This window comes from Flavivirga eckloniae (assembly GCF_002886045.1).
In the GTDB taxonomy this organism is placed as follows: Bacteria; Bacteroidota; Bacteroidia; order Flavobacteriales; family Flavobacteriaceae; genus Flavivirga; species Flavivirga eckloniae.
Genome location: NZ_CP025791.1, coordinates 2,276,423 through 2,295,251, shown reverse-complemented (window position 1 = coordinate 2,295,251; position 18,829 = coordinate 2,276,423). Strand labels below are relative to the sequence as shown.

12 protein-coding genes and 1 pseudogene are annotated in these 18,829 nt (G+C 34.2%); 11 read left to right on the top strand and 2 right to left on the bottom strand.

Annotated elements, in window-relative coordinates:
* Window positions 1-10 precede the first annotated feature (10 nt).
* On the top strand, window positions 11-1,897 hold the full coding sequence (locus tag C1H87_RS09415; protein WP_102755561.1) for an OmpA family protein: 1,887 nt from the start codon (window positions 11-13) through the stop codon (window positions 1,895-1,897).
* A 108-nt stretch (window positions 1,898-2,005) separates the two neighbouring features.
* Here C1H87_RS09415 and C1H87_RS09410 read toward each other — a convergent pair whose 3' ends face one another.
* Window positions 2,006-4,759 carry a BNR-4 repeat-containing protein gene (locus tag C1H87_RS09410; RefSeq protein WP_102755560.1) on the bottom strand — a complete coding sequence of 918 codons (2,754 nt, stop codon included), beginning with the start codon at window positions 4,757-4,759 and terminating at the stop codon, window positions 2,006-2,008.
* Between the two features lie 334 nt (window positions 4,760-5,093).
* On the opposite strand from C1H87_RS09410, the pseudogene C1H87_RS09405 reads away from it, so the two are divergent.
* From C1H87_RS09405 to queG, 7 genes and pseudogenes are all read left to right on the top strand, one after another.
* Window positions 5,094-5,607: pseudogene (locus tag C1H87_RS09405) on the top strand (AAA family ATPase); the annotation flags it as partial.
* Window positions 5,608-6,112: 505 nt separating this feature from the next.
* Window positions 6,113-6,592 carry a T9SS type A sorting domain-containing protein gene (locus tag C1H87_RS09400; protein WP_102755559.1) on the top strand — a complete coding sequence of 160 codons (480 nt, stop codon included), beginning with the start codon at window positions 6,113-6,115 and terminating at the stop codon, window positions 6,590-6,592.
* 6 nt (window positions 6,593-6,598) lie between these two features.
* Window positions 6,599-7,306 carry a hypothetical protein gene (locus C1H87_RS09395; RefSeq protein ID WP_102755558.1) on the top strand — a complete coding sequence of 236 codons (708 nt, stop codon included), beginning with the start codon at window positions 6,599-6,601 and terminating at the stop codon, window positions 7,304-7,306.
* A gap of 197 nt (window positions 7,307-7,503) precedes the next feature.
* Window positions 7,504-8,526: a Holliday junction branch migration DNA helicase RuvB gene (gene ruvB / locus C1H87_RS09390; RefSeq protein ID WP_102755557.1), complete on the top strand. Its 1,023-nt coding sequence runs from the start codon at window positions 7,504-7,506 to the stop codon at window positions 8,524-8,526.
* A gap of 160 nt (window positions 8,527-8,686) precedes the next feature.
* Window positions 8,687-10,030: a cytochrome P450 gene (locus C1H87_RS09385; RefSeq protein WP_102755556.1), complete on the top strand. Its 1,344-nt coding sequence runs from the start codon at window positions 8,687-8,689 to the stop codon at window positions 10,028-10,030.
* 234 nt (window positions 10,031-10,264) lie between these two features.
* The gene (locus C1H87_RS09380; protein ID WP_102755555.1) at window positions 10,265-10,576 is read left to right on the top strand and encodes a GIY-YIG nuclease family protein; all 312 of its coding nucleotides are present in this window, start codon (window positions 10,265-10,267) and stop codon (window positions 10,574-10,576) included.
* 209 nt (window positions 10,577-10,785) lie between these two features.
* The gene (queG, locus tag C1H87_RS09375; RefSeq protein ID WP_102755554.1) at window positions 10,786-11,712 is read left to right on the top strand and encodes a tRNA epoxyqueuosine(34) reductase QueG; all 927 of its coding nucleotides are present in this window, start codon (window positions 10,786-10,788) and stop codon (window positions 11,710-11,712) included.
* 6 nt (window positions 11,713-11,718) lie between these two features.
* On the opposite strand, the gene C1H87_RS09370 is transcribed toward queG, so the two are convergent.
* Window positions 11,719-12,735 carry a LacI family DNA-binding transcriptional regulator gene (locus tag C1H87_RS09370; protein WP_102755553.1) on the bottom strand — a complete coding sequence of 339 codons (1,017 nt, stop codon included), beginning with the start codon at window positions 12,733-12,735 and terminating at the stop codon, window positions 11,719-11,721.
* 179 nt (window positions 12,736-12,914) lie between these two features.
* Between C1H87_RS09370 and C1H87_RS09365 the strand changes: the two genes are divergently transcribed.
* The 3 genes from C1H87_RS09365 to C1H87_RS09355 all read left to right on the top strand — a co-directional run bounded on the left by C1H87_RS09365 (window position 12,915) and on the right by C1H87_RS09355 (window position 18,706).
* Window positions 12,915-15,545: a TonB-dependent receptor gene (locus C1H87_RS09365; RefSeq protein WP_233783408.1), complete on the top strand. Its 2,631-nt coding sequence runs from the start codon at window positions 12,915-12,917 to the stop codon at window positions 15,543-15,545.
* A 91-nt stretch (window positions 15,546-15,636) separates the two neighbouring features.
* The gene (locus C1H87_RS09360; RefSeq protein WP_102755552.1) at window positions 15,637-16,863 is read left to right on the top strand and encodes an MFS transporter; all 1,227 of its coding nucleotides are present in this window, start codon (window positions 15,637-15,639) and stop codon (window positions 16,861-16,863) included.
* A complete protein-coding gene (locus C1H87_RS09355) occupies window positions 16,847-18,706 on the top strand; it encodes a trehalase family glycosidase (RefSeq protein WP_102755551.1) in 1,860 nt (619 codons plus the stop codon). Before C1H87_RS09360 ends, C1H87_RS09355 begins: the two co-directional genes overlap by 17 nt.
* Window positions 18,707-18,829 lie beyond the last annotated feature (123 nt).

The following is an 18,829-nucleotide window of genomic DNA, read 5'->3' as shown; positions in this document are numbered from 1 at the left end:
GACTACAATTATGAAAAAAAACATATACATACTTGCAAGCCTTTTATTAGTTAGTGGAATGGCATTAGCACAAAAAGGAAATTTAAAAAGAGCCAATAAGCTTTTTGAAATGAGGTCTTATATAGAGGCTGCCGAGATTTATGAAAAGAAAGAACGCAATCAGGAAGTGCTTCAAAATTTAGCAGATAGCTATTACTACAATGCCAATTTGCAAAAAGCAATAAAAACATACCGTGAGTTATTTGTAAGCTATGGAGATTCCATAGACATTGAGTTCCATTTTAGATATGCGCAAGCCTTAAAAGGAGTTAAAGATTATAAAGAAGCCGATTTTCACTTAAGTAGATATTACAATAAAAAAGTAAACACACCAGCTTTTATTGATGCTTTAGAGAAAACAACGCCACATACTTTTAAACTAAAACAGATAGAAAACACAAATTCCAGTAGCGATTTTGGTTTAGTGTTTTATGGTGATGACAAAGTTGCTTTTGCGTCGGCAAGAAATAGCAAAAACCCATCTTACTCATGGAATAAGTTGCCATACTTAGATCTGTACAAGGCTACGATGACCGATAGTGGAACTTTACAAGATATTACACCCTTTTCAGATGAAATAAATACCGATTCTCACGAAAGTAATGCCACATTTAGTAAAGATGGTAAAACTATGTACTTCAACAGAACCAATAGTACACGTACTAAAACCGATGAAAATAAAATAGCCCACATTAAAATATTTAAAGCGGAGTTGGTAGATGGTAATTGGACGAATGTAACAGAATTACCATTTAACTCGAATGCATATAGTTGCGAACATCCGGCACTTAGTAAGGATGGTAAAACACTGTATTTTGCTAGCGATATGCCTGGAACCATTGGTAGTTTCGATATTTACAAAGTAACAGTAAACGAGGATGGTACTTACGGAGAACCAGTAAACCTGGGCAATAAAGTAAATACAAAACATCGTGAACAATTCCCGTATATAAGCGCACTTAATGTATTATATTTTTCATCAGACGGACACTTGGGCTACGGTGGATTAGATGTATTTAGAAGCGATATGGTTAATGTTAATTTTAACAAACCAATAAACTTAGGAGGTTCAATAAATAGTAACCTGGACGATTTTTCATATACCATAAGAGAAAAGAATAATAAAGGTTATGTGTCTTCAAACAGGGGAGGTTACGATAGATTATATGGTTTTGCCAGAGAAGAAAATATTTTAACCAAATACTTAGTAGAAGGTATCGTTCAAGATAAAAATACCAAAGAACTATTAGCAGGGTCTTTAGTAACACTATTTGACGAAACAGGTACTGTAATTCAAGATTCTTTAGTAGGGGAAAAAGCGGATTACTTGTTCAAAATAGAACCTAATAAAAAGTATAAAATTAGAGGAACACGAAAAGCATATATTCCACAAGATGTTGAATTCTCTACAGACAGCAAAGGTAAAATTAGCCATAATATCTACTTAACTTTAGAGGCATATACGGATGCAGAAGAAAACGTTAAGAAAAACGAAAGAGGCGATGTTCAAATTCAATTAGATAAGATTTATTTTGATTTCGATAAATCCAATATTCGCGAAGATGCTGCAACAACTTTAAATGTTTTGGTAGATTTAATGAAGAAATATCCAGATATGGAAGTTGAAGTATCTGCACATACAGATGCACGAGGACCAGATCAATACAACCTGGATTTATCTAAAAACAGAGCAGCAGCAACTTTAGAATATTTAGTAAGCAAAGGCATAGAAAGAAACCGATTAAAAAGTATAGGTTATGGAGAAATGCAACCGCTTAACAAATGTATTAAAGAAGGAATTTGTAAAGATGAAGAATACGATGTAAACCGTCGTTGTGAATTCACGATTATAAATTAGTTAACCATATATAACTAGCCATAATTTTAACCAAATTATTTGCTAAAGCCTTTCCTGGTTGGGAAAGGCTTTTTTATTTTGTATAAGGTTCGTGCAGTTATTTAATATTTATTCTTTGATGAGTTTCTTTACCACTAAAAGGTTTTGATTTTCAAAAATATTTAGAAAATAAACTCCTGAAGGTAAGCCTTCAATTTCAAAATTATAAGAACCATTTTGGTTGGCTAAAGACACCTCTTTTATTAAGCCACCAGTGACATTGTATAATTTAGCCTTGGTAATATTAGCTGTCGATTTAATATTTAAATCGTTATTGAAAGGATTAGGAAATACTTCAATATTATTTGCGGTCTTAGAAAAATCATCTGTACTTAGAGCTTGGGAACTTATCTCCAAACCATTGAATCTTGGACCTCTGCCATTTGGAGTATCACCATTACTACCATCAATTCCAACGATTGCTAGTTCATAGGTTTTGGACCCATCACTGGTAAAACTAAATGACGCAGGATCTGAAGAATTTCCAGCAATTGGAGGCGTTTGATTATCATCTTTTGCGTCGGTATTTTCGTTTAAGTTTACAGTACCTATAGTAGCTCCTCCAACTTCTCTAAGCGTTACCATAACTGGTGCCGGGTATCTGTAATCGAAATGATAGCTGTTAATGGAATAACTTCCTGCTGGAAGATTGGTAATGCTTACAATGGTTTCTGTAGAATTGACTGCCCCAAAAATAAAATCTCTTATCATATTATTGTCGCCACCCCGGTTTCTTGAACCAGCTATGTTACCACCTAAAGTTATAGTAACACCGTCAATTGTAATGGAATTATTGGTTGGTGCGCTATCTCTAGGAGAAACCAAAGCTTCAAAACCACTTTCTGTTAAATTCGAGCCACCATTATCTTCACTATTAATATCTAAATTTATACCCGATACATCAATAGTTGCATTGGGATCTATAATAGAAAGCCCGTTAAATCTAGAACCATTACTGGAAGTACCTGTAGCAACAACCTCATAAACTTTTCCAGCTTCAGCATTAATAGTAAAACTTGCAGGAGTTTCAACATTGTCGATAGCAATGGTGTTTCCTATTTGCGCCCCCCCTTGTTCTCTTAAAACCACGGTTACCGGAGCTGCATAATCATTATCATAGTGAAAACTGTTAAAGGTATATTCGCCAGCTGGCAAATTTTCAATACGCATTCCTGTACTGGTTCCATTACCAGCTGCATAAACAAAGTCTCTAACTAAATTATTTGGAGTACTGGATCCTCTATCTCTACTACCCTCTACAGAACCAAATAGCGTAAATGTTACACCATTATCTGTCGCAGAGGCATTGGCCACTGCATCCATAGCAACGAATGGGTTTAGTGTTGGTCCAACGGCTCCATTACCACCAACTCGTCCATTAATATCAACGCCGTAGGCAATATTTGTATCAATCGGGGGTATCGGTTCTGGTATTATTGGCGCTGGGCCATCGTACACTTTATTGATATATTCTCCAACAACCATCGTTGTATAATTTAAATATGAAATATAATTCCCATAAAACCATAATACGACTCTATCTTCTGGGGTAGTAATTCCTTTTGGTACATATGGACGTAAATTGTCTTGAATTGAATTACTAGTAACTTCAGTCCAGTTCCAAGTTGTTCCACCATCTGGGGTAATGGCTGAGTAAATTTCATAACGATTATTTTCAATCCCAGTAATCGGATTTCGATTTGAAGACATGAATATTTCGTTAGTATTATAAGGATTTGTAGTTATAAGCCCAGTATAATCTTCTTGTCCAAGTTCAACAAACCCTTGTCCTGCATCAGAAACAAAATAGTTATTCCATTGGGTACCGTTCCACTTGGCATAGTGATACGTAATTTGATTGATGTTTCTTTGCTTAGAGTAAGTTACAACTGGGTGTCCGGTTACAGGATCATAGTTTATATTATGTGTCCAAGGTCTGTCTTGAGTACCATCGCTTCCAAAAACATAAACTTTGTTTACTGAAGAAACTTGAATTGGCACTCCCGGGGTTGTATCGGTACCAATTACACTTGCCATAGTAGTTATAAGCGTTCCGTCGGTTTGATAAATACTTCCCTGAGAACCATCCGCATTTGTTTTATAATAACAATGGTATAAGTTATTTTCAACATTTACCGGATGTCCATCTGTAAAAAAGAAATCAATTCTATCTGTATTATTTGAGGTGCATTTTAAGTAAGGACGCACACTACCATTACCAATTTGAAATAAAATAAGGTCTTTTCCATCTCTTACAGGCGTACCATCTGCCAGATATTCTTTAAAGTTAGGGTTGAAGTTATTGGTACGCATGAAGTTATAAATCTTTCCTGCTTCCGCACTCAACTGGTATGCATTATTATAAGTAGCTCCCTTATTGTCAGAATCGTTAGTGGTAACTTGCGAGACTTGAGCCCCCCAATCACTTTGTTGGGTTGGTTCGTTTACATTAGATATCCGGAAATAGTTTACTTTCTCCCTAATATGCGCAGTAAAAAAAGCCATGATTTTTCCATCTTGACGGAGAAGCAACGAGGCATTGTTATGATCGTCTTTTTCAAACCAATTGCTTAATAAGGTCTCAGTACCAACATTGGCTCCCGTTTTAATGTCGTTAACACTTAATCCTACTCTTCCATTTTTTTTCACATAGGAAGTATAAAGTTTGTCGTTTTTAAATGCCGCCCTTTCATCGTTATACCATGTCCAGACACCATCATCAGATATAATAAAATCAAAACCATTAGCAGTGTCGTGTTGTGCGTTCATTACACGTAGTGCAGAAAGCCCCAAAACAGTTAGAAATAAAATTGTCTTTTTCATAATTTTCAGTAAAAATATGGTAACATAACTATTAGGATCGGACTCTATTTACTAGATCACACATGTTAATATTCTAGTTACCTTGTTGTAAAGAATTGAGAAACAATATATATGCTTTTGCATTTAAAGAGGGCAAGGAATGTTTTGATATATGCCTCATATCATTAATGGCATATGATTTTTTTACATATCACCCCTGGTTATTTCACTTTATCGATAAATTATTAAAATATCCACATGAGTACGAGAAATGTATTACATGTTTAATTTTTAGATTCAATCAAGGCATTATCAAAATTTTATTTCTTCGTGTAATTAAGAGCGAGTAGAAAAAATGAACGAAAACCTAGATCCATCTAACGAAAATTTTTCTCCTGAAGAATTAGACGTAGAAAAAAAATTAAGACCACTGGCTTTTAATGATTTTACAGGTCAGGATCAAGTATTGGAAAATCTTTAAATATTTGTTCAAGCTGCGAATTTAAGAACAGAAGCTTTAGATCATACCCTGTTTCATGGTCTTCCATGATTAGGAAGAACAACCTTAGCCCATATATTGGTTAACGAGATAAATGTTAGTATAAAAGTAACCTCAGGTTCTGTATAAACCGGGAAACCTGGCAGATTTGTTAACCAATTTAGAAAAGCGCGATGTACTGTTTATACATGAGATCCATCGACTAAGTCCTAATATAGTAGAAGAATATTTGTATTCGTCTATGGAGGACTATAAGGTTGATATCATGATCGAGTTGGAACCCAATGCACGTACTGTACAAATCAATTTAAATCCTTTTACACTAGTTGGTGCTACTACTCGATTAGGATTATTAACCTCACCCATGCAACTGCTTAACAAATGTGTTAAAGAAGGAATTTGTAAAGATGAGGAATACGATGTAAACCGTCGTTGTGAATTCTCGATTATAAATTAGTTAACAATATATAACTAGCTATAATTTTAACCAAATTTCGAACTATTCTGGTCTTTTCGGGCTATTCTGGTCTTTTTGGAGTCTAATTTAAAACAGTGTATTTAATACTTTTGTCGAAATTTAGAACTAAAAACAATAATTAGCCAATAACCACTCCCAAATATTTTTGCCATGAAGAAAATCACGTCTTTATTTATTTTATTAATTCTCATTTTGCCTTTTGAGAGTTCTTTTTACAAACTATGGTAATTGATTTCAATACAGACTTTTTTGTTCCTGTTATAGGTGATAGATTAATAGGTATGGTGTACTGAGCTGTTAAACAAAGAGGTGCGTATATTCAAATATTGCACGTTCACCTTCAATTTTCACATTTTTCAAATTTATATTAATCTAACTCTCGAATTATATAAAACAGATGACATATATAAAAGCAATAACAGGTGCTGCATTTTTACTCTTAAGTGCAGGAGGGATATTACAAGCACAAGAAAGTCCAACAGTCACAAATGGCAAAGCAAAAGGAGCAGGAGGTACAGTGAGTTACTCCGTAGGTCAGGTTGTCTGTACCACCAATACTGGGTTAAACGGTAGTTTATCACAAGGAGTACACCAGCCTTATGGAATGACTCTTGCGACTGATAATGGATTGATACATTTAGAATTGATGGTATACCCCAATCCTACTACCAATCGTTTAACATTAAATGTAGATAACATTGAATTTTCAATGTTGAACTTTCAACTCTATGATATACATGGAAATCAACTAAAAAGTGGATGGTTGGAAAACAAAACGACTACTATAATAATGGAAAAATTACCAACAGCCACCTACTTTCTAAAAGTGAGTGATAATAAGAAAACCTCAAAAACATTTAGAATAATTAAAAAATAAAATTGTATGAAAAGAATATTTACAATAGCAGCTGTATTTCTATTTACAGCAATTACATGGGCGCAGAGTCCAGAAAAAATGACTTACCAAGCCGTAGTAAGAGATGCTAGTAATGTATTAGTTGCTAACCAGACCGTAGGTACACAAATTAGCATTATACAGGGGAGCGTGAATGGTACTACGGTATATGTGGAAACACATGTGCCAAATTCTAATGCCAATGGGCTAATAAGTCTTGAAATAGGATCGGGAACTATCGTTTCAGGTGCTTTTAATTCTATTGATTGGAGTAAAGGGCCTTATTTTATAAAAATAGAAACCGACCCAAAGGGAGGTACAACATATACTATAAAAGGAACCAGTCAATTATTAAGTGTTCCTTATGCCTTACATGCCAAAACAGCAGAGACTATTTCTGGAGGTTCTAGAATAATAACAATCAATGAGGATACAACATTAGATGTTGGTGATCAACTTGTTTTCATCAATGGACCCTATATTGTATCGTTTCCAGCTTCACCAGTAGATGGTATGAAATTGGTTATTTGTTCCATATATAATGCTGCTCGTATAAGCGGAAATGGAAAAATATTACGCATTGCAGGAGTAATAGTTAATTACCCTTTATCTTTTGGTATATTAGAGTCTAACATGGTTACTTTCTATTACAGTAGTGTAATGGATGCTTGGATTGGAGGAGGTGCAAATGGTTAAATATAACGAACGATAGTTATTATAAACAAATATTTGATAAAGCCTTTCTAATTCAGAAAGGCTTTTTGATTATATTTGTTAATACTGAAATTGCTTCAGTATCCCTATAATCAAAGTCGATATTTGATAAACGGGAATCCATGCTGTTGTAAATTATTTAAGTAATAAAAAAATTCCTGCCTTCGCAGGAAGTTACTATGAACGAAAACCTAGATCCATCTAACGAAAATTTTTCTCCTGAAGAATTAGACGTAGAAAAAAAATTAAGACCACTGGCTTTTAATGATTTTACAGGTCAGGATCAAGTATTGGAAAATCTTCAAATATTTGTTCAAGCTGCGAATTTAAGAACAGAAGCTTTAGATCATACCCTGTTTCATGGTCCTCCAGGGTTAGGAAAAACAACCTTAGCCCATATATTGGCTAACGAGTTAAATGTCGGCATAAAAGTAACATCGGGTCCTGTTCTGGACAAACCGGGAGACTTGGCAGGTTTATTAACCAATTTAGAAGAGCGCGATGTATTGTTTATAGATGAAATCCATCGATTAAGTCCTATAGTAGAAGAATATTTGTATTCAGCTATGGAGGACTATAAGATTGATATCATGATTGAGTCCGGACCAAATGCACGTACCGTACAAATCAATTTAAATCCCTTTACTTTAGTTGGAGCTACAACCCGATCAGGGTTATTAACTTCCCCCATGCGAGCGCGTTTTGGTATTCAAAGCAGGTTACAATATTATAAAACAGATTTATTAACAACCATCATACAACGAAGTGCTAGTATTTTAGGTGTGCCGATATCTATGGAAGCAGCCATAGAAATTGCAGGTAGGAGCCGGGGTACGCCAAGAATAGCAAACGCTTTATTACGTCGTGTTCGGGATTTTGCTCAAATAAAAGGCAACGGAAGTATAGATATTGGAATAGCAAAGTTTGCATTAGAAGCGCTAAATGTTGATGCTCATGGTTTGGACGAAATGGACAATAAAATCCTATCGACCATAATAGATAAATTTAAAGGAGGTCCCGTTGGTATTACAACCATAGCTACGGCAGTTAGTGAAAGCCCGGAAACTATAGAAGAAGTTTACGAGCCTTTTTTAATACAACAAGGCTTTATTATGCGAACCCCTCGAGGGCGAGAAGTTACAGAGCAAGCCTATAAACATTTAGGAAGAGTAAAAGGAAACATTCAAGGCGGATTGTTTTAATGTTGATGTCATTCCTGTTTGGTCACAGAGCGTAGTCGAAGTGAAGGCAGGATTCTCATCCTATTTAGACTTCTCTTACGGTTTAAACTGATAAGTGATTATTAGCATTGTTGTGCTGAAAAAGCTATATCGAAACTAACGCTATTTTAATCATTTACAGATGCCAAAATACAAGTACCCAAATAAGGTTCACTTTTTTAAATTTTTAATACAAGCATCATCAATAGCAAAAAATCCTATGCTATTTCGCAACAAGTGGTTTAATGAGATAGGAGATACCTTTGCAATAAAATCACCTTTTTACGGACATATAATATTAACCCGAGATGCTGTTATTACAAAACATATGCTTCAAAAAAAGCATAAAGTGTATCATAAATCAAAAATTCAAACCCTTTATTTGTCAAAATATGTAGGTTACGGGTTATTAACCTCAAGTGGTGATTATTGGTTAAAACAACGTCGCTTAATCCAACCAGCATTCCATAAAGAGAAAATACAAAACCTTGTAGAAATTATTAATAAAGCCGTTAATGAACAGGTTGAAAGTATAAACGCAGAAGGATTCGTAGAGCTGTATCCAATTATGAATGAACTGGCATTCGAAGTGGTAGCTAAGTCATTATTTAATTTTTCAGCAGAAAAAGAAACCCTAAAACGATTACAGTTTATTATAGAAAAGCTGCAATTGTTTATCGTTAAAGAGCTAAGAATGCCATATAAAAAATTATGGTACACATTAACAGGCGAGATTAAGTACCATATGAAACTGGTAAAAGAAAGCCGAAGCATCATTAATACAATTATTGATCAAAGGCGAAAGTCAAATGAAGAACATGACGATCTTTTGGATATGCTACTATCTGCAACCTACGAAGATGGAACAACCATGACAAATGAACAATTAATTGACGAAATATTGATCTTGTTTGTTGCAGGTCATGAAACTACAGCCAATGCATTAACTTTTACATTAAAGTTATTGGCTCAAAATAAAGACGCGCTAACCAAGGTTGAGACAGAGATTAAAGAAACCAACACAAAAGGTTTAACACCTTTACAAGAACTTTCCCAACTTAATTATACCAAGTGCTGTATAGAAGAAAGCCTTCGTTTATATCCACCCGCATGGATAACAGATCGTGTAAATATAGAAGACGATACCATAGATGATTACATACTAAAAAAAGGAACCATAATAGGAGCTTCTATATACGAATTACACAGAAATAAAAATTATTGGGATGACCCGGAGTCATTCAAACCATCTCGTTTTTTTGAAGAAAACAGAAAAGAAGTACTGCCTTATTATATGCCTTTTGGAGCAGGGCCGCGATTATGTATAGGAAATAACTTTGCTATGTACGAAATGATTTTAGCCGTTAGTGCCATATTGAAAAAATTCAATATAACTACAGATAATGATACCATAAAAGTAAACCCTTTAATTACTTTAAAACCTGTTGATGTTAGATTGAAGTTTACATTAAAAAATGACTGTTGAGATAATAGGTTCTACTTCGCTGAATTAACTAAAATTTTATCTCTAGCAATGTTTTAGTGTCAGGAGCGTAGTCTAAGCCCAAAAGGAGTTACACGTTAATAGAGCACTTCGACTGCGCTCAGTGTGACATCGTAGAATTCATTTATATTTACAAAATTAGAAAGGTTTTAAGATAAAATAAATAATAACTATAATGTCAAGCTGAGCGCAGTCGAAGCTCTTATGTTATCTAAAATGTATTTTTATTACGTTTATATAATAAAATGTTCAGATGATTCCTATTACACAGGTATCACTAATAATATTGAAAAACGTTTCAAAGAACACGAATTGGGTTATAAAAACGATTCATATACATATAAAAGAAGGCCTTTAGTATTGGAGTTCCATCAAGAGTTTAATGATGTTTTGCAAGCCATTTATTTTGAAAAGAAAATTAAAGGGTGGCCCCGAGCTAAAAAACAAGCTTTGATAAATGGAGATTATGATATGCTTCAAATACTTTCAGAGTGTCGAAATGCTACTCATTGTAAGTATAAAGATTAAGTTTGCGATTGTTAAATTTTTATCGATTTTGTTAGGTTGAGCGCAGTCGAAGCCCTAAAGTTGTTAATCGTTAAATAAGCACTTCGACTGCGCTTAGTGAGACATTACAGAATTCATTTATATTTACACCATAATTATATTTAAAAAGAAAGTTTAGAATAAATAAGTTGTGGTAATATTAGGAGTGCAGCCAAAGCCCAACAAAAAAAATGAATTCAAAAGCAAAACATACCAACCTAATAAAAACCGAAGCAAAACGCCTAGGGTTTTTATCATGCGGTATAAGCAAAGCACAGTTTTTAGAAGAAGAAGCTCCACGATTAGAAAGCTGGTTGAATAAAAATATGCATGGCGAAATGCGTTATATGGAAAATCATTTCGATAAACGCTTAGACCCAACAAAACTAGTAGAAGGTTCCAAAAGTGTGGTGTCGTTATTATTGAATTATTACCCTTCGGAAATTCAACAAGACAAAACAGCTCCAAAAATTAGTAAGTATGCATACGGAAGAGACTATCACTTTGTAATAAAAGATAAACTAAAATCGCTTTTAAACGTCATTCAAGAAGAAATAGGAGAAGTTAATGGGAGAGCATTTGTAGATTCGGCGCCAGTTTTAGATAAAGCCTGGGCTGCCAAAAGTGGACTGGGTTGGATAGGTAAGCACAGTAATCTAATTACCCAGCAAGTAGGCTCTTTTTATTTTATAGCAGAATTGATTATCGATTTAGAGCTGGATTACGATACCCCAGTAACCGATCATTGTGGCACATGCACAGCCTGTATTGACGCCTGCCCGACCCAAGCTATAACAGAACCCTATGTAGTAGATGGCAGCAAATGTATTTCCTATTTCACTATAGAATTAAAAGAAAATATTCCGACAGAATTTAAAGGACAGTTTGATGATTGGATGTTTGGTTGCGATGTATGTCAGGACGTATGCCCATGGAACAGATTCTCAAAACCGCACAACGAGCCACTTTTTAACCCGCATCCGGAATTATTATTCATGACCAAAAAAGATTGGGAAGAAATTACAGAAGATACCTTTAAGAAAGTCTTTCAGAAATCTGCAGTTAAACGCACAAAATTTGCTGGGCTTCAGCGAAATATCAAGTTTTTAAAAGACTAAATATAATTAGGTAGATTCTCTAATAACTAGACTGGTTTTCATTTCAATAGTTTCATATGGAATATCAACATTTTTAGCCTTTATTTCTTTATATAAAAGTTTAAACACTGTTTTCCCCATTTTATAACCAGGCTGATCAATAGTTGTTAAAGTTGGTGTGATTACAGAAGACATAAACCAATTACTAAATCCAATTATGGCAATATCTTTAGGTATTTTTATACCATTATCATTAAAGTATTTTAGTGCACCAATGGCCACCATATCAGTAATAGCAAAAAGAGCATCTACATTTTTCCCATGCATATCAATTAGCTTTTTAGCAGAAGCATGACCATCATTAAAATCATCATTATTATTACAGATATAAACTAAAGAAGGATCAAATTCAATATTATTGTTTAATAATGCTTTTTTATACCCCAAAAAGCGATCTATAGAAACTTGCGGATTTAAATCACCTCTAAAATGAGCAATACGCTTATAGCCTTTTTTTATTAAATACTCAACAGCTTCATAAGCTGCCTTTTGATCATTTATAACAACTTTAGAACAATCTGTGATTTTAGAAATTTTGTCAAATAAAACTAATGGGATATCATGATTTTTTATTTTTTCTAAATGGTCAAAATTTTGTGTTTTATTGGAAAGAGAAATCATAATGCCATCAACGCCTTTACTAATGAGTAAATCCACAGATTTAATCTCTTGTTCAACATCTTCTTCAGACTGCATTAAAATAACCATATAATCCTTCTTTTTAGCAGCCTTAATAATTCCTTTTATTACAGTCGCAAAAAAATGGTGAACCGTGGTAGGTACAATAACACCTATGGTTTTGGTTTGTTGAGTCCTCAAATTTACAGCAGAAGCATTAGGAATGTAGTTTAGCTTTTTTGCTAATTCCTTTACCTGCTTTTTTGTTTTTTTACTTACATCAGGATAATCTTTAAGAGCTTTAGAAACGGTAGTTACAGAAATATTTAGTTCTTCCGCAATTTGTTTTAAAGTTATAGCTTTCATTGTTTTGAATGTCAAAATCACTAAAATAGGAATAATTATTCAGTAATTGAAAGTGATATTAAAAGCTTTCGAAAACGTTTTCGGTGAAAACGAAAACGTTTTCGAAAAAATTTTAAGAGTTTAAAATATAAAGAAAAGTAAATTTGAGTAACTAAAACTAAACTAAAAAAGCATTGATTATGTTACTACGAATTACAATTTTAAAAAAGCTTTGTTTTACAGTGCTGGCTGTAATGTCAAGTTTGGCAATAGCCCAAACCGGAGGCGTTGAAGGTACTATAACGGACACAAATGGCAGCCCTCTGCCGGGTGTAAACGTATTGATTCAAAATACCAATAAAGGAGCCGTAACAGATTTTGATGGAAATTATGTTATAAGTGATATAGATAACGGAAGTTATACACTAGTAGTTTCCTATATAGGTTTTAAAACAGAAGAACTGCCATTTACGGTAAGTGGTGTTGCTATACAATTAAATGTATCGCTTCAGGAAGATTTAATGTCATTAAACGAAGTCGTTGTAACAGGTTCTGGTAACCCAAGGAAGAAAATGGAATCGAGTGTTGCAATTACTACAATGGGGTCTAAACAAATAGAAGAGCAGGCACCACAAAGTACAGCCGATTTATTACAATCCATACCAGGGTTTTTAGTAGAGACTTCGGGAGGTGAAACAGGAAACAACCTATTCGCAAGAGGTATTCCAACAGCAGGTGCTTACGAATATGTTCAATTTCAAGAAGATGGTCTGCCGGTATTCGAAGACGGTGCTTTACAATTCGCAAATATCGATAACTTTCAAAGAACAGACCTTACCGTTAAAAGACTAGAAGCAGTAAAAGGTGGTACAGCCTCAATCTATGCTTCTGGAGCACCAGGGGGTATTATTAACTTCATTTCAAATACAGGTCAAAACGAATTTAAAGGAACAACTAAATTAACAGTAGGAGACTATGGGTTGTTTAGAACAGACTTTAATCTTGGCGGATCAATTATAGAAGATAAATTGTTTTATAATGTAGGAGGGTTTTACAGAGTAGACGACGGAATTAGAGATCCAGGATTTAAAGCCAATAACGGAGGGCAAGTTAAGTTTAACATGACTTATAGATTTGATAAAGGTTATGCCCGTATCCATTTCAAAAATTTAGATGATAGAACCATTTTCTACCAATCAACACCATTTATAAAGGATGGCGATAAAGTAAAAGAATATCCAGGATTCGATGCTAATTACGGCACATTCGCAAATCGTGAAATGACTAAAATTAACGTGCCTCAAGGTGGTGGCGGATTTTTTAAAGCAGATTTGGAAGATGGTATACACCCGAGAACAAATGCCGTTGGTGGTGAGTTTAAATACAAGCTTTCAGATATAGTATCTGTAAAGAACAGTTTTAAGTATACAGATATAAACTTAGATTACAATGCTATTTTCGCAGCCGCTTGGATGGGAGGCGTTACCAGTCAGGCAGATTATGCAACGGATTTGGGAATTGCTAGCGGCGATGCTGTTTTTACTTATAACAATGGAGGAGGTGCATTGCCTTCAAACATTAACTTAAAAAGAGCAGATTTCTGGAACATTAGAAAAAACATGAATAATTTTGCTAATAATTTAGCATTCAACTTTAACTGGGACAAAATTAATTTAAACGTAGGGTACTACTATTCTAACTGGAAATCTAATCAAAATTGGAACTGGAGCAGCTTCTTGGCAAGTGTTGAAGATGAAGGTAGATTAGTAAATCTGGTTGATTCAAATACAGGAACCGAATACACATACCATGGTATATCTGGCATTTCATGGTTACAAAGAGAATCACAAATAAAAGGAACATTAAATGCCATTTTTGTTGATGCTGAAATTGAAGCGACTGATGACTTAACATTAAACCTTGGTTTTAGATATGATGACGATAAGTATTCTGGAGCAGGAGATCATGGAACCTGGGGTAACGATATAGGAGTGTTGCCAAATAATAATGCAGATAATGGCGTAAACATTTTAACAGGAAACTATATTTATTGGGATTACGATGTAAGCGAGTTTTCATATACTGCAGCTGCTAATTACAAGTTTAGCGATAACATGGCATCTTATGTAAGATACAGTAGAGGATTTAGATCGCCTATTGAAGAAGCCTTTTATATAGCTGTTGAAAGTGGTGAAGGAAACGCAAACCAAGCCTTTCAGGATTTAGAGCCAACAAAAGTGAACCAGACAGAATTAGGTTTCAAATATTCATCTAAAAAATTAGCTTTATTTGCTAACTTGTTTCACATGAAATTAGATAATATAACCTATCAGGATATCGGTGCAGGAGGAGTTTCAGAAAGAAAGTTTGCAAATGTAAAGAATACAGGTTTAGAACTTGAAGCTATTGTAAAATTAGGGGATTTTAACGCCACATTTAACGGAACGCTTCAAAACCCTGAATATGATGGTTATGAAGGATCTCAAGTAGCCTTAAACGGAAATTTAGCAAGACGTATTTCTAAGTTTTACTGTAACATAAGACCAGATTATAACATTACCGACAATTTTAATATATATGCTAAGTACTCTTATTTCGGGAAAAAATACCACGATATCGAGAATACTTTCGAACTACCAGCATTTGGTGTAGTAAATGCAGGAGCATCATATAAAATAAACAATTTAAGATTTGGATTGGATGCCTCAAACTTATTTAACACCATTGGACTTACCGAAGGTGATGGCGGAGCACCAGCAGATGGCGATGTGTTCCTTGGAAGGTCAATATTAGGAAGAGCAGTAAGATTATCAGTAGCAATTAATTTCTAATAGATAGTGAGTAGTTTATTTTTATAACGTTAATTAAAATGCTGTCTAGTTAGTTTAGATCTAGACAGCATTTCATTTTAAAAAAGGCAAAATGAAAAATCTGGGAATTAAATCGGCTCTTTACATTAACTATTTTGTTTTCGCCATTCTGTTAAATAGCGTAGGCATTGTCATTAAGCAATCTATAGAAAATTATAATGTAAGTGAAACAAGCGCGAGTATCTTAGAAGCCTTTAAAGATTTACCCATTGCCTTCGTATCCTTTTTTGTAGCCTCGTTTTTGCCAAAAATAGGATATAAAAAAAGCATGCTCTTTGCTCTGTTTATAGTGTTTTTTGGATGCATATATATGTATTATGGCAATACATTTGGAAGCACCAAGATTTTGTTTTTAACCATTGGAGTTGCCTTTGCTTTCATTAAAGTATCTGTTTTTTCAATGATAGGGTTGCTTACATCAACTCAACAAGAACACAGTAGTTTTATGAGTTCTATCGAAGGGTTTTTCATGGTAGGAATTGCTTTGGCATACTTTATCTTTCCTGCTTTTTTTAATGAATCCGATCCAGATGCCTGGTTACGTGTATATCTATTTCTAGCAGGATTAATAGCCGTTTCATTTGTAATTCTTTTATTCTCCAAAATAAACGTAAAAGCAGAAGTTTCAGATAAATCTGTGGCTCAGGACTTTTTAGAAATGGTAAAATTAATAGCGTTGCCATTGGTAGTCTTTTTTACAATTAGCGCCTTTTTATTTGTAATGGTAGAACAAGGTATCATGACTTGGTTACCTACATTTAATAAAAATGTATTATCACTTAGTGATTCTTTAAGTGTACAAATGGCAAGTATTTTAGCTATTTCATTAGCCATAGGAAGGTTACTGGCTGGTGTGGTTGTAAAAAAGATATCATGGCTTACTATAGTTGTCACCTGCTTGATTATATCTATGATAATAGTGGGGCTAGTATTGCCAAATGCCCTTAGCACAGGAACCATGGAAATTAAAAATGTGCTCGACATCCCGTTTATAGGGTTCATTTTTCCAATTATAGGGCTTTTTATTGCCCCGATATATCCACTAATCAATTCAGTCGTACTCTCAGCATTACCTAAAAAAATGCATAGCTCCATGACGGGGCTTATTGTTATTTTTTCTGCTTTAGGAGGTACACTGGGCTCAAGAATTATAGGCTACCTATTTGAACATATAGGAGGAGAAAAAGCATTTGTTTTTATGCTAATTCCAATGTTAATTCTTATAGCCTCCCTTTTTATGTTAAACAAAATGACGAAGAAATATGAAGTTGTTAGTTAATAAGTACGAACTCATAGACCAATTAATAAAACAGGAAGATACTACCGGAAGTTTTACTATAACAGTAGACGATTCAGGCAAAAAAGAATTCTTTATAAAAGACGAAAAAAGCAATGACGTCGTAGTAAAAGGTACGTATCATTTATCTAATCTGTTACAAGAAGCAGCTCTTTTAGCTAGTGATAGCGGAGAGATTTTTTTAGAACATGTTACAGAAGAACCTGTAAAAAGAATATCCAGAGTAATAAAAGATTACTATTGGGATAAACTAACCAGGAGTTTTAATAACGAAGCGTTATTAGACGTGTTAGAAGATGAAAAAATGCAGGGAGATTACCTGCGATTGTATGTGCCAGAATCAGATACAGAAGCACTAGCGTTTTATAAACAAAAAACAATAGGACATGAACGTGTGAAAGTCGAAACGATTTCAGACCATATTTCGAGCGAATACATAAGTACACTAAATAAAAAGCCAGGAATTTTAGCATTAGCATATTCAAAAGAAAAAGGGAAAAGTATTCCGTTTGTTGTACCCGGAGGACGTTTTAACGAAATGTACGGATGGGACAGTTATTTTATTGGTTTAGGTCTTATAATTGATGATAAGTTTGATCTTGCTCGGGCTATGATTGATAACCTTGAATATCAAATTATACACTACGGAAAAATATTGAATGCCAATCGTAGTTATTATTTGTCCCGATCACAGCCGCCTTTTTTTACATCATTTATAAGAGCGTTTTACGAAACCTATTCCGATAAATTACAGGTAAATTGGTTGCAGCAAAAGCTTACTACAGCCATTTCAGAATATTTTAATGTTTGGATGACCCAAGATGTGCGATTAACCAATACGCAATTAAACCGTTATTTTGGAGAAGGAATAGGGGTTCCTAACGAAACAGAGCCAGAACATTTTGATGCCATATTCGAAATATATGCAAAAAAGCATAATATGTCGCTTACAGAGTTTAAAACAAAATATAAACAAAAGGAGATTGTTGACGAAGCTCTGGATATGTATTTTATACATGACAGAAGTATGAGGGAAAGTGGGCATGATACAACCAATAGATTAGACGATTGTTCGGCACACCTAAATACCGTCGATTTAAATAGTTTATTGTATAAATATGAAACAGATATCGCTTATCTCATTACAACATATTTTAATAATACCTTTTCGTATAATGACACAACTTTTAACTCAAATGATTGGTTGCAACGCGCAAACAAGCGCAAACAGCTAATCACAGATTTTATGTGGAACGAAAAAGAAGCTACATTTTACGATTACAACTTTGTTAAAAAGGAACAACAACCCTGTGCCTCTGTTACAAACCTATATCCTTTGTGGGCAAATTTATGTACGCAGGAACAAGCAGAAAGCCTAATAGAAAAGCAATTGCCCAATTTAATTTGTAAAGGAGGCGTGGCCTCAACATCCAAATTAGAAGTCATGCCCGAAGATACAGTAGAAAGACAATGGGATTTTCCATACGGTTGGGCACCACACCAGATGTTAATTTGGCAAGGACTTAAAAATTACGGATTCGAAGAAAAAGCACAAGAACTTATTTACAGATGGCTGTGGCTTATCGTAAAAACGGTGGTGAATTATAATGGTTTAATACCAGAAAAGTTCGATGTTAATTCATGCACCCACGAAGTAGATGTAGAATATGGTAACGTAGGAACAAATTTTAAATACGTTACAGAAGGAGGTTTTGGTTGGACCAATGCATCCTACAAATTAGGGATTAAGCTTTTAAAAAACAGATATGTTGACGATTTAAATAAGCTTCAAGACCCAGATTTGGTCTTTTCAAAAAACACTTAAAACCAAAAAATAGTTCAGTTCGATTTATTTGAGCAAACGTCGTTTATTGATTCTTAGGATTTAACATCCCGAAACTTACCAATTTAATATCTCGCGGTCAAAACCGCGAGATAGTTTATTATT

What these genes read in the sequence shown, in the direction of transcription:
- C1H87_RS09415 (WP_102755561.1), top strand. Translation starts at nt 11, where the DNA reads ATGAAAAAAAACATATACATACTTGCAAGCCTTTTATTAGTTAGTGGA.
- C1H87_RS09410 (WP_102755560.1), bottom strand. Translation starts at nt 4,759, where the DNA reads ATGAAAAAGACAATTTTATTTCTAACTGTTTTGGGGCTTTCTGCACTA.
- C1H87_RS09400 (WP_102755559.1), top strand. Translation starts at nt 6,113, where the DNA reads ATGACATATATAAAAGCAATAACAGGTGCTGCATTTTTACTCTTAAGT.
- C1H87_RS09395 (WP_102755558.1), top strand. Translation starts at nt 6,599, where the DNA reads ATGAAAAGAATATTTACAATAGCAGCTGTATTTCTATTTACAGCAATT.
- ruvB (WP_102755557.1), top strand. Translation starts at nt 7,504, where the DNA reads ATGAACGAAAACCTAGATCCATCTAACGAAAATTTTTCTCCTGAAGAA.
- C1H87_RS09385 (WP_102755556.1), top strand. Translation starts at nt 8,687, where the DNA reads ATGCCAAAATACAAGTACCCAAATAAGGTTCACTTTTTTAAATTTTTA.
- C1H87_RS09380 (WP_102755555.1), top strand. Translation starts at nt 10,265, where the DNA reads ATGTATTTTTATTACGTTTATATAATAAAATGTTCAGATGATTCCTAT.
- queG (WP_102755554.1), top strand. Translation starts at nt 10,786, where the DNA reads ATGAATTCAAAAGCAAAACATACCAACCTAATAAAAACCGAAGCAAAA.
- C1H87_RS09370 (WP_102755553.1), bottom strand. Translation starts at nt 12,735, where the DNA reads ATGAAAGCTATAACTTTAAAACAAATTGCGGAAGAACTAAATATTTCT.
- C1H87_RS09365 (WP_233783408.1), top strand. Translation starts at nt 12,915, where the DNA reads ATGTTACTACGAATTACAATTTTAAAAAAGCTTTGTTTTACAGTGCTG.
- C1H87_RS09360 (WP_102755552.1), top strand. Translation starts at nt 15,637, where the DNA reads ATGAAAAATCTGGGAATTAAATCGGCTCTTTACATTAACTATTTTGTT.
- C1H87_RS09355 (WP_102755551.1), top strand. Translation starts at nt 16,847, where the DNA reads ATGAAGTTGTTAGTTAATAAGTACGAACTCATAGACCAATTAATAAAA.